16 protein-coding genes are annotated in these 13,933 nt (G+C 36.2%); 1 reads left to right on the top strand and 15 read right to left on the bottom strand.

Features of this window, described 5'->3' with window-relative positions:
- Window positions 1–7: 7 nt before the first annotated feature.
- Genes bshA through ACFQ3N_RS09745 form a run of 4 tightly spaced genes read right to left on the bottom strand, consistent with a single transcriptional unit; the run spans window position 8 to window position 2,777 of the window.
- Window positions 8–1,138, bottom strand: a complete 1,131-nt coding sequence (gene bshA / locus ACFQ3N_RS09730) for an N-acetyl-alpha-D-glucosaminyl L-malate synthase BshA (protein WP_390361856.1) — start codon at window positions 1,136–1,138, stop codon at window positions 8–10.
- The gene (gene mgsA / locus ACFQ3N_RS09735; protein WP_390361858.1) at window positions 1,135–1,557 is read right to left on the bottom strand and encodes a methylglyoxal synthase; all 423 of its coding nucleotides are present in this window, start codon (window positions 1,555–1,557) and stop codon (window positions 1,135–1,137) included. Before mgsA ends, bshA begins: the two co-directional genes overlap by 4 nt.
- Before the next feature lie 30 nt (window positions 1,558–1,587).
- Window positions 1,588–2,391: a 4-hydroxy-tetrahydrodipicolinate reductase gene (gene dapB / locus ACFQ3N_RS09740; protein WP_390361860.1), complete on the bottom strand. Its 804-nt coding sequence runs from the start codon at window positions 2,389–2,391 to the stop codon at window positions 1,588–1,590.
- Between the two features lie 41 nt (window positions 2,392–2,432).
- Window positions 2,433–2,777, bottom strand: a complete 345-nt coding sequence (locus tag ACFQ3N_RS09745; protein WP_390361862.1) for a nucleotide pyrophosphohydrolase — start codon at window positions 2,775–2,777, stop codon at window positions 2,433–2,435.
- Between the two features lie 170 nt (window positions 2,778–2,947).
- Between ACFQ3N_RS09745 and ACFQ3N_RS09750 the strand changes: the two genes are divergently transcribed.
- Window positions 2,948–3,817: a YitT family protein gene (locus ACFQ3N_RS09750; RefSeq protein WP_390361864.1), complete on the top strand. Its 870-nt coding sequence runs from the start codon at window positions 2,948–2,950 to the stop codon at window positions 3,815–3,817.
- Between the two features lie 772 nt (window positions 3,818–4,589).
- Here the strand turns inward: ACFQ3N_RS09750 and ACFQ3N_RS09755 are convergent.
- The 11 genes from ACFQ3N_RS09755 to ACFQ3N_RS09805 form a co-directional block, all read right to left on the bottom strand.
- Window positions 4,590–5,270, bottom strand: a complete 681-nt coding sequence (locus tag ACFQ3N_RS09755) for a zinc metallopeptidase (protein WP_390361865.1) — start codon at window positions 5,268–5,270, stop codon at window positions 4,590–4,592.
- Window positions 5,271–5,339: 69 nt separating this feature from the next.
- The gene (locus ACFQ3N_RS09760) at window positions 5,340–5,588 is read right to left on the bottom strand and encodes a sporulation protein YpjB (protein WP_390361867.1); all 249 of its coding nucleotides are present in this window, start codon (window positions 5,586–5,588) and stop codon (window positions 5,340–5,342) included.
- A 72-nt stretch (window positions 5,589–5,660) separates the two neighbouring features.
- Complete coding sequence (locus ACFQ3N_RS09765) at window positions 5,661–6,242, bottom strand: DUF1405 domain-containing protein (RefSeq protein ID WP_390361869.1); 582 nt, start codon at window positions 6,240–6,242, stop codon at window positions 5,661–5,663.
- 87 nt (window positions 6,243–6,329) lie between these two features.
- Complete coding sequence (locus ACFQ3N_RS09770; RefSeq protein ID WP_390361871.1) at window positions 6,330–7,109, bottom strand: menaquinol-cytochrome c reductase cytochrome b/c subunit; 780 nt, start codon at window positions 7,107–7,109, stop codon at window positions 6,330–6,332.
- A gap of 21 nt (window positions 7,110–7,130) precedes the next feature.
- A complete protein-coding gene (gene qcrB / locus ACFQ3N_RS09775; RefSeq protein ID WP_390361873.1) occupies window positions 7,131–7,805 on the bottom strand; it encodes a menaquinol-cytochrome c reductase cytochrome b subunit in 675 nt (224 codons plus the stop codon).
- 6 nt (window positions 7,806–7,811) lie between these two features.
- Window positions 7,812–8,324, bottom strand: a complete 513-nt coding sequence (locus tag ACFQ3N_RS09780) for a QcrA and Rieske domain-containing protein (protein ID WP_390361875.1) — start codon at window positions 8,322–8,324, stop codon at window positions 7,812–7,814.
- Between the two features lie 153 nt (window positions 8,325–8,477).
- On the bottom strand, window positions 8,478–8,936 hold the full coding sequence (locus tag ACFQ3N_RS09785; RefSeq protein WP_390361877.1) for a YpiF family protein: 459 nt from the start codon (window positions 8,934–8,936) through the stop codon (window positions 8,478–8,480).
- A gap of 95 nt (window positions 8,937–9,031) precedes the next feature.
- Window positions 9,032–9,607 (bottom strand): ReoY family proteolytic degradation factor, encoded by a 576-nt coding sequence (locus tag ACFQ3N_RS09790; protein ID WP_390361879.1) that lies wholly within the window; start codon window positions 9,605–9,607, stop codon window positions 9,032–9,034.
- 32 nt (window positions 9,608–9,639) lie between these two features.
- Window positions 9,640–10,911, bottom strand: coding sequence for a tetratricopeptide repeat protein (locus tag ACFQ3N_RS09795; RefSeq protein WP_390361881.1), 1,272 nt, complete (start codon window positions 10,909–10,911; stop codon window positions 9,640–9,642).
- Between the two features lie 276 nt (window positions 10,912–11,187).
- Complete coding sequence (gene aroA, locus ACFQ3N_RS09800; protein WP_390361883.1) at window positions 11,188–12,477, bottom strand: 3-phosphoshikimate 1-carboxyvinyltransferase; 1,290 nt, start codon at window positions 12,475–12,477, stop codon at window positions 11,188–11,190.
- A 353-nt stretch (window positions 12,478–12,830) separates the two neighbouring features.
- The gene (locus tag ACFQ3N_RS09805; RefSeq protein ID WP_390361885.1) at window positions 12,831–13,931 is read right to left on the bottom strand and encodes a prephenate dehydrogenase; all 1,101 of its coding nucleotides are present in this window, start codon (window positions 13,929–13,931) and stop codon (window positions 12,831–12,833) included.
- Window positions 13,932–13,933: the final 2 nt, after the last annotated feature.

Here is a 13,933-nt window from a genome sequence, read left to right on the forward strand (position 1 = left end):
CAATTTCTTATTTAGAATGACTTATTACTCTATTATATAAATCCATATATTGGTTTACGATTTCTTGTGAGTGAAAATTCTTCCTAGCGTGTGTTAATGCATTTCTGGAAAATTTCTCTAATAACGCTTCATTACCCAATAATTGAATAGCAAAAGAAGCCGCTTTGTCTGTTTCCCCTAATTCAACAATATATCCTGTTTCATTATGACGAATTACTTCAGGAATTCCACCTACATTAGTTCCGATACAAGGTACTCGGCATGACATTGCTTCTAATAAAACTAATCCAAAGCTTTCTTTTTCAGACATAAGTAGTTTTAAGTCAGAAATAGATAGTAAATCACTAATATTCTTTTGCTTTCCTAAAAATAAAATACTATCCTGTAACCCAAGCTCTGAAACTAGTTGAAACGCTTCTGCATATTCCGGCCCATCCCCTATCAAAAGAAGCTTTGTGTCGATCTGACTTTGAATTTTATTAAATGTATGTATAACATCAAAAATGCGTTTTACTTTTCGAAAATTAGATATATGGATAATTACTTTTTCATTTGGTTCAATTCCATACTGCTCTTTAATAGTTGTTAATTCTTTCTTTTTGTATTCTTCTTCATTCACGAAATTATAGATAACGTGTATATCTTTGGTTATCCCTAACATGTCTTTTGTTTGGTCCACTAAACTTTTAGAGACAGCAGTAACTGCATCAGACTGTTCAATTCCATGTTTAATCATTTTCTTAAAAGTATGATCAATACCCAAAACGGTAATATCCGTACCATGTAATGTCGTAACAATCTTTACATCATGTTCAGCTATGTCTCGAGCTAAAATAGCACATATAGCATGTGGCATTGCATAATGTACATGTAAAATATCAAGTTTTTCTCTATCGATTACCTCTGCCATCTTATTCGCTAATGCAAGATCATATGGTGGATATTGAAACACTGGATAATGATTTAATTCAACTTCATGATAATAGATCGAGGGATAAACCCGATTCAACCGAAACGGTAAACTTGAGGTTATGAAGTGAATTTCATTACCAAGCTCGGCCATTAACATTCCTAACTCAGTGGCAATAATCCCAGAACCACCCACTGTAGGATAACAAGTAATACCTATTTTTTTCATTCGTTTGATTCCCTTTGTTTATTTTCTTTAACAATTTCTCTCCAATCGAAATCGCCACGCTCCAAGGCGCGAATTACAATTTCTGCAGCAGCCAAATTCGTTGCTAATGGGATTAGATGTACATCACATAAACGCATAAGTGCACTTACATCAGGTTCATGAGGCTGAGCTGTTAATGGGTCGCGAAAAAAGATGACAACATCCATCTGATTATTTGCAATCATAGCACCTATTTGTTGATCTCCACCGAGTGGTCCTGACTGAAATCTATGAATAGATAAACCAGTAGCCTCCGTTATTTTTTCCCCTGTAGTACCAGTTGCAAATAAGCGATGTTTTTCTAATACGTTTTTATATGCAATACTAAAACCAATAATATCCTGCTTCTTTTTATCATGAGCAATAAGTGCAATGTTCATATAAAGCCCCCCTGTAACTATCATTGTTACTTAATTGATTGTCACTATGTTTTCAAGACCATAAACTAATTCATTCATATTCATTACTTCTTTTACAGCTAATTTAATACCATCCATAAATGAATCACGATTATATGAATCATGTTTTATGGTTAATGATTGGCCCGGTCCACCAAAGATAACTTCCTGGTGAGCAACAAGACCTGGTAGGCGTACACTATGAATTTTCATTCCATCTATGTCAGAACCACGAGCACCTGACATAGTCTCTTTCTCTTCTGGATGTCCTTGTTTTTTGTATTTTCTGGAGTCCATAATAAGCTCAGCAGTTTTTACAGCAGACCCAGAAGGAGCATCCAGTTTTTTATCATGGTGTTTTTCAATAATTTCCACATCGGGGAAATAGGACGCTGCCAATTTCGCAAACTGCATCATTAGAATCGCACCAACAGCAAAATTAGGTGCAATTATACAACCAGTGTTCTGCAATGAAGCGAGATTTGACAATTCGTTTACTTGTTCAGTTGAAAATCCTGATGTTCCTACAACCGTACGTATTTGATTATCTAATGCTATTCTAGTGTGATTAAATCCAGCATCAGGTATTGTTAAATCTATAAAAACATCAGCATCAACTGTTTTAAAACATTCATTGGCATCATCAAATATTGGTACATTTAAATTGGGTAGCATCGTAATTTCCTTGCTTTGTTTACCATTGTTTTTACGATCAATACAAGCAACCAATTCAAAGGATTCTTCCTCATTTATCATTTTAATTGCTTTTGAACCCATTCTTCCACGAGGTCCTGCTATTATTATTTTTATTGACATTGTTGTTTGCCTCCTACACGTATGTAATCTATTTTCACATTCTAAGTTTGATCTTTTCTTGTCCACCTGTTTTTATCCCTGGTTTCGATCTTCGTTATCGATTTATCAAAAGCCTCAGATAAGTCTATATCTAAAGAATTAGCGAAGCAAGTAAGTACAAAGATTATGTCTCCTAGCTCATCTTCAATCGCTTTGTCCTTTTCCGTTTCTTTTTTTGGTTTCTCACCATAGTGATGATTAACTTCCCGAGCCATTTCTCCTAATTCCTCTGTTAATCTTGCCATCAAACTTAGTGGGGAAAAATATCCCTCTTCAAATTGAGATATATAAGTATCTACTCGTTTCTGAATATCCTGTGTGGTATATAGTGGTTTGTTAATTGACATCACTTCCCCCTTCATCTTGAATCTTCTTTAATGTTAGCTAAAAGGGATTAGTTTGACAAATTATTCACACTGTAATAATAAAAATAAGGATTGTTCTTGTTATTATTGTTGACTATAATAGTGGAAGTGCCTATGCAATTTATGGTAATTACAGGATTGGAGGGTTACAGATGTTTGGGTTAAAATTTAAAAATATCTTTTTTATTATCTTTGGTTCAGCCATTTTTTCATTTGGTATTGTACATTTCAATATGCAGAATAACCTTGGTGAAGGTGGATTTACGGGTATTACCCTGCTTCTTTATTTTGCCTGGGAATGGGACCCTGCAATTACAAATATCATCTTAAATATACCGCTATTTTTCATAGGATGGAAGTTTCTAGGTAGGAGTACGTTTATTTATACGATTATTGGTACGTTTGCAGTTTCATTATTTTTAATGATTTTTCAAATTAATCCCTTTCCGACGTATCTGCAGTCGGATATGACACTTGCAGCTCTTTTTGCTGGTGTGTTTATCGGTGTGGGTCTTGGAATAATATTTAGATATGGTGGTACTACTGGTGGGGTTGATATAATTGCGAGGCTCGTCCATAAATATGTTGGTTGGACGATGGGGCGGACAATGTTTTTATTTGATTTCGTCGTTATAACAACATCTGTCTTTACTATTTTAGAACTAGTAGAAGGTATGTATACACTTGTTGCTGTTTATATTGCTGCAAGGGTTATCGACTTTATACAAGAAGGCTCGTATTCAGCACGTGGTGCAACGATTATATCTAGTGAAAGCAACTTAATTGCTCAAACCATAATTAAGGAAATGGATCGGGGAGTTACCGTGTTGGATGGAAGAGGAAGTTTTACAGGCGAAAGACGTGATGTGTTATATTGTATTGTAGGCAGAAATGAAATTGTCCGGTTGAAAAACATTATTAACGGAATAGACCCACATGCGTTTGTAGCGGTAAGTACAGTACATGATGTTGTTGGCGAAGGGTTTACACTGGATGAGAATAAAAATCCAATTGATGACTAAAATCTAAGGCTGTTTTCTAAAAAGTTGTTTTTGCCATAATAGATATAAAATGCGACGTAACTTGATGTGACGGTTAACCTACCGCTATGGAAATACACTTCGCTTTCACCCATCCGGGTACAAGTGCGACATCTGCTTCGTTTCACTGCGCAGTGTCTTCTACCCGTGGGCGGCTGATGAGCCTCCTCGAGCTAACGCTCTCTGGGGTCTCAACTAGGAGGCTGTCCGACGAAGTGAAATTGCCGAATATTTATTCAAAATATGGTGGATTATACATTAATAATTCAGTGTGAATGCATATATATTCACAGAAATTATTCCATCGGACAGCCTCCTAGGCCTCTGCTCCCACAGGATAAGGAAAGCTACATAGCTAGACATCGCACGAAGAAAATGTGGTCTTTACATTTTCAAGGAGTCTACGTGTATTTCCTCCGCTGTTATTTCCGTTACTGTCGTGGGACTGTATCTGTATTAATAAAACACCTTACCAGTTCGGATGAGCGGAGGGCGGTGACTCCTGTGGGAACAGCACGTGTCCGAAGACCCCGCAGAGTGGTTTTCTCGAGGAGGCTGAGGCCGTGCCCGCGGAAAGCATCCGTCCGTAGCGATCCCGGACGGCGGCAATAGCACAACTTATAGAAATAAACCAAGCGTTACGACGCATTTTATATCAACTGCGAGAATAACGCAGCAACAAAACATACGATATGAAACAAAACTAAAAGGATGACATGCTTGTGTTAGCATGTCATCCTTTTAGTTTTTCATATTAATCACTACTTGCTGTGTACATTAAAATAAATCGTACTAGTTCTGCAACAGCTACTAATGCTGCTGCTACATAGGTTAATGCTGCTGCATTTAACACCTTTTTCGTTTCACGTTCCTCGTTATTATTTATAACACCAGTAGCTACCAACTGTCCCATTGCTCTGTTGGAAGCATCAAACTCAACCGGTAATGTTACTAATTGGAACAATACTGCTGCTGACATAAAAATTATCCCAAGCAATAACAGATTTCCCATCTGGAAAATAATACCGGCAAAGATTAAGAAGAATGACATTTTATTTCCTAAACTGGCAACAGGAACTAATGAAGAACGGAAACGTAAGAATGCATATTCTTCAGCATCCTGAATAGCGTGTCCAACTTCGTGTGCAGCAATTGCAGATGATGCCATGGACTGTCCATGATAGTTCCCACTAGAAAGCCTTACTATCTTTTTACGTGGGTCGTAGTGATCAGAAAGCATTCCTTTGGTTTCTCCGACTTGTACGTCAAATAATCCATTATCATTTAATATTTTACGAGCAACCTCAGCGCCTGTCATGGATGAGGATGTTGCTTTTTTAGAATATTTCTTATACGTACTTTTAACTTTAGATTGAGCCCACATCGGGATAATTAATAATAGGGCGATGTAGATAAGATATCCTCCAAGTGACATGTATATTCCTCCATTAAATTCAATAGTCTATCTATGGTCAATTTTAGTCAAAATTGATGAATCAGTCAACTATTTAAATCTTTTCTTCATTCGTTTTTTTTGTTCACCTTTATATTTTCTCCAACTTACATAAGATAATGTAATAGCAATCCATCCACCAACAATAAGGATCATCCAATAAAAAGGAATCATTTCAGTATTTTTTTTTGTTTCTGTCTTTGCGACGGTATCTGCTATGATATCACTTGGTTGGATGAATAAAAAGATAACAATCCCTATGAGTACAATGAAGACCAACCTCTTAAAATTCTTATCCATAGAGACCACCTCACATACATATTCTGTTCCTAATAAATGTATGATTCGACGGAAGAATATATAACATAGAACTTATAGACTATTTACTCTTTTTTTAGAAATAGTTAATTTATAAGCTATGAATATCGATAATATACTAAGCCAAAATGTAAAATAACCTATTTCATTCATATAATCATTCAAGGATGAATAAACTGGCATCATTCCAAAAACATAATCAATGATATCATTATGTAACGTCCAAATAGAAGCGAATACAATATGTCTTAATTTTATTTTATAAAAAGGAGCATAAAGTAAGCCTTGTATTGCCATTGCACCATGTGACGCAATTAACATGTACCCTTGCCAACTTAATGTCCCATTTATTTCCAGCGTTAAAAGATTCATTACTACAGCCCAAATACCATATTTAAATAACGTCATAATTGCTAATGCTTCTATGTAAGGTACATGTTTTTTAAAAATAAAAAATAACAAAAATATAGTAAAAAACAAACTGGCTGTAGGACTATCAGGCACAAAAACAAGAAACTTTGCTGGTGTATTAGAAAGTTGACTTTCATACCACATATAGCCATAAATAGTACCCACTAAATTAATAATAAACAAGCTGATAACAAATCGTTTATCAAGAAGAATATATTTAATCATTGTGTCTTTTACTTCCTTTCCAACCCATTTAAATATGGAAAAAAAACACCTTCACCAAATGGCAAAGGTGTTTTTTATATTGAAATGTTATTCATTTGCTTGTTCATTTACGGAAACAATAAATTCAACCAATTGATCTAACTCTTCGTCTGAACCAGTAAATTGATCTGCAGGCATTGTGGCAATACCTTCTTGTGCGATTGTTGCAATTTCATCAGCAGAACGATCTATACCTGTTAATGATGGCCCAGCTGGACCTCCTGAAAGATCTTCACCATGACAAGTCATACAATTGTTTTCATATATAGCATATCCAGGATCTTCTTGATCTATTTCTATCTCGGATTCTGGAATTGGTTTATTCTGTTCTGCTCGAGCTTCCCAATCAACATGTGAAGCAGATTCATATGTTAGCCATATAACAGAAGCTACACCTAGTAACATCATTCCAACTGCAATTGGTCGTTGATGAGGTCTTCTACCAGGACCATTGTCTAAAAACGGAGCTAATAAAAGTCCACCAAAAGCAAGTCCAGGAAGAACTAAAATACCAAACAGTATATATGGTCCACTAGCAAAATCATATTTTAACAGTTCATACAAGAACAAGAAGTACCAGTCCGGCAAAGGTATATATGCTGCATCAGTTGGATCCGCAACACCTTCTAAAGGTGATGGATGAGCTAAGGTTAAGCTCATAAATCCAACTAAGAATACCGCTCCTACCAACCATTCTTTTAATAAAAAGTTGGGCCAAAATGCTTCCGTTCTACCAGGATATTCAGAGTAATCTTTTGGTATATTTGGTTTACGTTCGGCAGAAATACGTGAGTCTCCGACGAACTTCATTCCTTTACCCTTGTGCACAGCTTTTCCCTCCTTTTAAGTTTATAGTGGCCCAGAAATTCCTTGTTTACGGATTAAGACAAAGTGTGCTCCCATCAGAGCGAACAAGGCTCCTGGCAAAAAGAATACGTGAATAGCAAAGAATCTTGTTAATGTTTGAGCACCAACAATATTTGCATCACCAGCCAGCAATGTTTTAATTTCTTGACCTAAGAAAGGAACCTGCTCTGCTATTTCAAGTCCTACTTGTGTTGCAAAGAAAGCTTTGTTATCCCAAGGTAGTAAATAACCCGTAAATCCAAGTCCGAGCATAGTAAAGAAAATCAATACTCCAACCATCCAGTTAAGCTCACGTGGTTTTTTATACGCGCCTTGGAAAAATACGCGCAATGTATGTAAAAATAGCATAACAATAACAACACTTGCGCCCCAATGGTGCATTCCTCTTACAATCTGACCATGCGCTACTTCTGTTTGTAAGTAATAGACAGATTTCCAAGCGTTTTCAATATCTGGAACATAATACATCGTTAAAAACATTCCAGAAAGTATTTGGATAACAACTACAAAGAATGTTAAACCCCCAAAGCAATAAACAAAAGCTGAGAAATGGTGGGCGGGATTAACATGTTCTGGTACTTCATGATCCGCAATATCGCGCCATAAAGGCGTAACATCTATACGCTCATCAATCCAATCGTAAATTTTCTGTAGCATAAATAATTACGCCTCCCCTCTTGGTTTTGCCATGCCTAAGTATAACATTCCATTTTCTACTTTTTGCTCATACTCATCTAATGGCGCTAAAGGTGGTGTGTTTGGAACATTTGTACCGTCTTTATAATAGCGTCCATCGTGACATGGGCAGAAAAATTCGTTTGGATACTCTTCGCTACCTTCCCAAGATACTACACAACCAAGGTGTTTACATATTGGGGAAAGTGCCAAAATCTCGTCATTCTCATTTCTAAAAACCCATGCCGTTTTACCAACTTCAGACTCATACCAACCATCCACTTGATCGATCTTCCAATCGACACGCTGTGGTTCAGTTGTAATATCCTCAACAGCTAACCCTACATTTTGTAAATCTCCAGCTGCAGATGGTTTTAAAACCGGGTCAACCGCCATTCGCAACATAGGAACAAGCATTCCTGCTGCCATGAATCCTCCAACACCAGTAAGTGTATAATTTAGAAATTGCCGACGGGATACTTGTTGCTTCTTTTCACTCATGATTTTCCCCCCTCTATTGATTAATCACGGACAAATAATTTTTAATCAGATTACTAGGACATTACCATGATAGCGCAAACTGTTTGTCCGGTCAATAAAAATAGTAATTGTTAACAAAAGTTTCGATTTCCATAGCTTGTATCATTTCATGTATTACCAATAGGACCTAATTAGGTCTACTATTTGGGCTACTTGTTCACGAATCATCGTATTCATTTCTTTTGTGTGTAAATCTCCTGATTGTATCCCGGGAAACCATAACAATGTTCCTTCCATAGCTTGTTCACTTTTTTTCCATGTGGAATCAAATGTAATAAAAAAAGTATGAATAAATGGCTGTTGTTTTGCATCTTTTACCCATTCATTTATTCGTTCGACTTCATTGTCTTTTGTTGAATTCTTAAGATAGTTATAACTTGGCATCAACATAATACGACCTGTTAATTCTTTTTCAATTTCCTTTGAAAAAAGCGAAAGAACTTCACGTTGAAACGCACTCTTTTCTAAATCGTCATCTTGTGATAGTTGAAAAGGTATGAGTGGTACTACAATTGTATCAACATACTCCTTCGCCTGCTTATACTGTTCCAAGTCTGATTTAATCCATTTCATGATAAATCCAGCCTTTCTATGTATTCTTCTACAAATTCTAAAAAAATATAATACTGTTTTTTAAATCTTATCTTAATTGGGCAAAAAAAATCAACCTATTGCTTTTGCATTTTAGGTTGATTCCTATTCGTTGCCTCAAGATTATGTAATTCTTTTGCTAAGCGGAAAAAGGTTTCTTGATCTTTTTCATCTAATGATCTATCTATTGACTCTTCAATTATTCTCTTTTTGTATTCGAATAAAGACTTATCTAATAAATTTCTAGCAATCTCCTGGTCCTGTTTTGTAATAAAATAAGTTTCGGGAATAAATGGGTTTTCTTCTATTACGGAAACATACAATGGATTTTGGTGAGATTGATTAAAATTAAGCTGTATATATAAGGCATCATTTTGGTTTAAACGAATATCGTGAAAGGATTTTTCAGCATCTGTAGTAACAAATGAATTTTTGTAGAACCGAAAAGGTATTTCCTCCGAACAATGACTAGACATAATAATTCCTCTTGGACAAAATTTTACATCGTGGACAAAATGAACATGTGATAATATTTTGTTATGGTTAATTAGATAATTTAAGATCCAAACACTCTCACGTTTCTTTAGTTGATAATGATTTAAAAACCATTGAATAAATGTCTTTTTCTCTTCTGCGGAAATAGGAGTTTGCATCTAACATATCCCTCCTTAGTATCCATTTCTAACTAAGACCCTTGATTCTCCCCTGTTTGTTTTAGACGGTTCAGGTGTTCTTCAATCTCCGTATCTAATGGTTGTTGCTCCAAATACAATTCAAATACTGGAATTGCTTTATTGATCCTCCCTTCTTCTGTTAGAAAATAGGCGTATTCTTTCAGGAAGTCACTATCTTGGTTTAGAGTATTATATGCTTCATTATAGTGTTTTAATGCATCTTCATATAATTCATTTTCATTATATGCTCGGGCTAACTCCCACTCATACTGAGGATCTTGTGCCCCTGTATGTTTTATTTCTGTTAACAGATCAATAATTCCAGTGAAATCATCTCGAGATTTTAACAATTCGATCAAAAACAATACTGCATCCTTATAATCCGGATCTAATGCGACTGCTTCTCGAACCCACTTCTCACTTTCCTGATCTTTATCAAGCTGGTGTGCTATAGACCCTGCATAAAAATATAGTTCTTTATTAAACTCATCGATTGATAACCCTTTTTTGGCTGTTTCATAAGCATTATCTATCATTTCTTCTTCCACGTATGCTTTTGCTAACTGATAATATACGGTATGGTAATATGAATCGATTTCAATTACGTGCTCCCATGCCTTTATAGCAATATCATTTCGACCTGCATGGTATGCAGTAAAACCATACTTAAACAATGTATCAGGATGTTCACTATCAACATCTTGGAAAATTAGTAAAGCTTTTTCATATTCCCCTATAGCCGCATTCGCTTCTGCTAGCCGGTCGTTAATAGATACGTTTGCCATCTCTTTTGTATAGGGTAGAATTTTCTCATAATGCGTAATAGCCTTTTTGTAATCACCAGTAGAAAATAACAGTTCACCTAGTGCAAAATCAACTAATGGTTCATTAGGTTCATACTGTTTAGCAGTAAGTAATTTTAGTTCTGCTACCTCAAATAGACCTTGTGCCTGATATAAATCAGCTAATTGAATAAGAGTTTGTAAATATGCTTCATCATCTTCTCCTATTTCATTTAATAAATTTATAGCCTCTTCATCGTTGTCTAGTTCTATATAAATATCAGCAAGCATTACTTTTAATTCACTTTCATCTGGATATTGCTGTAGTAACTCAAACAAAATTACACTAGCTTCTTCTAAGTAACCCCACTGTAAATACAACTCAGCAATTGTATATCTTTCTTCTTCATCTGCTAAAGGTAAATATTCTTCTAACATAGCGATTGCTTTATTCGATTCATTACTTTCCATCAACCGAACTGCTTCCATAATTGTTTCCATCACGAACTTCCTTTCATACATCAACAATGTCTCTAGTAAATTTCATCATACAGAAAAGCTTCTTTATCTTCAAATAAAAGAAATGCTGAACAAAGGTCAATCTATTCCTTTACCAAGGGAATAGTACGTCCTTGAAAAAGAAGGTCGCTTTTTCTTCGCTGTCGATGCCTTCCTTGTTCTGTACGTCGGAGCTGGACGTGCCCGTTTCTGTAGATACATAACTTTCAAAATTCACTTTCTCTACTATTAAAAAAGAACCTGCAATGAGCAGATTCTTCAGCTTGTTACCTGATTAAGGTCATCAAAAAATCCTGGATATGATATGGCAACAGAAGATGTGTCATCTATTACTACATCTTCTTTGGTTATAAGCGAAGATATAGCTGCCATCATGGCAATTCGGTGATCATCATAGGAAGTAACATGACCACCTTTTAATGGTGTCTGTCCGTGAATAATCATGCCATCCTCTGTAGCCTCAATACGTGCACCCAAATTGGAAAGCCCTTCAACAACTGCAGCGATACGATCCGTTTCTTTTAATCGAAGCTCACCTGCGTCACGAATTACAGTTTTACCTTTTGCCTGGGTGGCCAACAGCGCGATAATAGGTAATTCGTCAATCAATCTAGGAATAATGTCTCCACCAATTGTAATACCTGTCAGCTCACTATAGTCAACTGTAATATCCCCTGTGGGCTCCGTTTTGATGGCTTCATTCGCATTTATACTAACAGAACCGCCCATTTGTTTTAACACATCAATAATACCCGTTCTCGTTTTATTCAACCCAACATTTTCCAACGTTAATGTACTATTAGGTACAATTGCTGCTGCTACTAAAAAGAATGCAGCAGAAGAAATATCCCCTGGTACAAAAACATCAGTTGCTGTTAACTGTTGTTTATTCGTAACTTTTATATGCTGATCACTTTTTGCTACATCTGCTCCAAACGCTTGTAGCATTATTTCTGTATGATCTCGAGTCGAAGTAGGTTCAATGACTTCGGTAGTACCATCAGTAAGAAGTCCTGCAAACAGAATTGCAGACTTAACCTGAGCACTCTTTACTGGAAGTGTATACTTGATTGGGCTTAAATTACCCCCTCTTATGGATATTGGTAAATAGTCTCCTTCACTTCGTCCGTCAAAATAAGCGCCCATTTGTTTTAAAGGTGAAACAACACGGTTCATTGGTCGTTTACTTAGTGAAGCGTCTCCATAAACGGTAGTAAAAAATGGAAGTCCGGCTAATATTCCTAACATTAGTCTGGCTGTTGTTCCGGAATTACCAAAGTATAATGGTTCTTTTGGTTCAATGAAAGAAGAAAATCCATCACTTTGTATTAGAACAGTCTGATCACTTTTTTCAATAGTTACACCCAATGCACGGAATGCATGAATAGTTCGCATACAGTCTTCCCCATCTAAAAAATGAGTTACCTTGGTTCTTCCTTTAGCTAATGACCCCAATATGACCGCTCTATGAGATATTGATTTATCTCCAGGTACCTGAATTACTCCTGAAATAGCTTTGGAATGAGGATTAAGACGTACTTCACTCATTTAACATCACTTCCCTTATTATTTGTCCTAGTATAAGAAACTATAAATTTTGGAGCTGTGGATAATTTATTAACTGTGTAAGCCACGTCCAGTGCCGACGACGCCACAGGATAAGGAAAGCTCCCCTGAAAAGCATCGCACGTAGAAAAGCGCATTTCTTTTTCAAGGACGTGGCGTTTTCATCGGCCAGCGCCCGTACTGCTAGTGGGCTTCCTGATCCTTCTTACGATATGTCAACATCGATTCGCTCACGCTTTATCTCATACGGATATGGAAGATCGATTAATACCACCGCTTTCGGCGGCAACGTCGACCCACCCGCGATGCGTGGGCGCATTTAGCTTTTGTCAATCTTATTGTTCAATCATTATTTCGTATCCATTTTCCCTTAAAAGGTGATAGCTTTCCTGTTGTTCTTCTTGTGAGGCAACACTTAGCCGTAAAACACCTGTAATTCCTTGCCGTATTTCTAGAATTTCTATGTTTGTTATACTAATATCTTTCGTTGCGAGTAGTTGTGCAACAGAAGCGATTGCACCAGTTTGGTCTCTAATATCCACATATAAGTCATAAAAGGAAGGAATGGCACCTCTTTTCTTTTCTCCTAATCCATCTCTGTATTCTTTAGCTTGGTTAAGATAGGAGGTCAATTGTGTTTTATCATTTCGTTCTAGTAGATTTTTTATATCTTTCATCTGGTCAATCCATTCTTGAAGTAATTGCGACATTTTCACTCTGTTATGATAAAAAATATCCTGCCATAAATCTGGGTTACTTGAAGCGATTCTAGTAATATCACGAAATCCACCTGCTGCAAGTTTTGGAATATAATCATGTGTATGTTCCCATTTTTTAGCTTGATGAACGAGTGAAGAAGCTATTAAATGCGGAAAATGTGACACTACTGCAGTCATTTCATCATGTTCTGTAGGCTTTAACGTTATAAAATTACTTTTCGTAGGCTTTAACACGTCTTTTAGTACTTCTACAGTTCTTTCTTCACATTTAGAACCAGGTGTCAATACATAAATGGCATTTTCAAACAAATGCTCTTTGGCAGCTTGTATCCCTTTTTTATGTGACCCCGCCATTGGATGTCCACCAATAAAGGCTATTCGTTGATTGGATAGTGATTCAGCAACATGAATTACTGAAGTTTTAACAGAGGAAACATCCGAAATAACAACATTTTGATCATATGTAAACGAATCTAATTCATGCAGTAACTGAATGGTTTGTGTTATCGGTGTTGCCAAAAATATATAATCAGATCTTTTAGACGCATCCTGGATATTAGAAGCTATTTCATCAATGATTCCATGCATATGTGCATATTTAACGGTTTGATCATTAATATCAAATCCGATAACATGATTGTCTGTTGACTGGGCTAAGCATTTTGCCAATGACCCACCTATTAGCCCAAGTCCAATTACAAATATGGTACGTTTCATTA

This window comes from Virgibacillus byunsanensis, assembly GCF_042675965.1.
In the GTDB taxonomy this organism is placed as follows: Bacteria; Bacillota; Bacilli; order Bacillales; family Amphibacillaceae; genus Virgibacillus_R; species Virgibacillus_R byunsanensis.

Coding starts and splice junctions, on each gene's coding strand:
- bshA (WP_390361856.1), bottom strand. CDS start 1,138: ATGAAAAAAATAGGTATTACTTGTTATCCTACAGTGGGTGGTTCTGGG.
- mgsA (WP_390361858.1), bottom strand. CDS start 1,557: ATGAACATTGCACTTATTGCTCATGATAAAAAGAAGCAGGATATTATT.
- dapB (WP_390361860.1), bottom strand. CDS start 2,391: ATGTCAATAAAAATAATAATAGCAGGACCTCGTGGAAGAATGGGTTCA.
- ACFQ3N_RS09745 (WP_390361862.1), bottom strand. CDS start 2,777: ATGTCAATTAACAAACCACTATATACCACACAGGATATTCAGAAACGA.
- ACFQ3N_RS09750 (WP_390361864.1), top strand. CDS start 2,948: ATGTTTGGGTTAAAATTTAAAAATATCTTTTTTATTATCTTTGGTTCA.
- ACFQ3N_RS09755 (WP_390361865.1), bottom strand. CDS start 5,270: ATGTCACTTGGAGGATATCTTATCTACATCGCCCTATTATTAATTATC.
- ACFQ3N_RS09760 (WP_390361867.1), bottom strand. CDS start 5,588: ATGGATAAGAATTTTAAGAGGTTGGTCTTCATTGTACTCATAGGGATT.
- ACFQ3N_RS09765 (WP_390361869.1), bottom strand. CDS start 6,242: ATGATTAAATATATTCTTCTTGATAAACGATTTGTTATCAGCTTGTTT.
- qcrB (WP_390361873.1), bottom strand. CDS start 7,805: ATGCTACAGAAAATTTACGATTGGATTGATGAGCGTATAGATGTTACG.
- ACFQ3N_RS09780 (WP_390361875.1), bottom strand. CDS start 8,324: ATGAGTGAAAAGAAGCAACAAGTATCCCGTCGGCAATTTCTAAATTAT.
- ACFQ3N_RS09785 (WP_390361877.1), bottom strand. CDS start 8,936: ATGAAATGGATTAAATCAGACTTGGAACAGTATAAGCAGGCGAAGGAG.
- ACFQ3N_RS09790 (WP_390361879.1), bottom strand. CDS start 9,607: ATGCAAACTCCTATTTCCGCAGAAGAGAAAAAGACATTTATTCAATGG.
- ACFQ3N_RS09795 (WP_390361881.1), bottom strand. CDS start 10,911: ATGGAAACAATTATGGAAGCAGTTCGGTTGATGGAAAGTAATGAATCG.
- aroA (WP_390361883.1), bottom strand. CDS start 12,477: ATGAGTGAAGTACGTCTTAATCCTCATTCCAAAGCTATTTCAGGAGTA.
- ACFQ3N_RS09805 (WP_390361885.1), bottom strand. CDS start 13,931: ATGAAACGTACCATATTTGTAATTGGACTTGGGCTAATAGGTGGGTCA.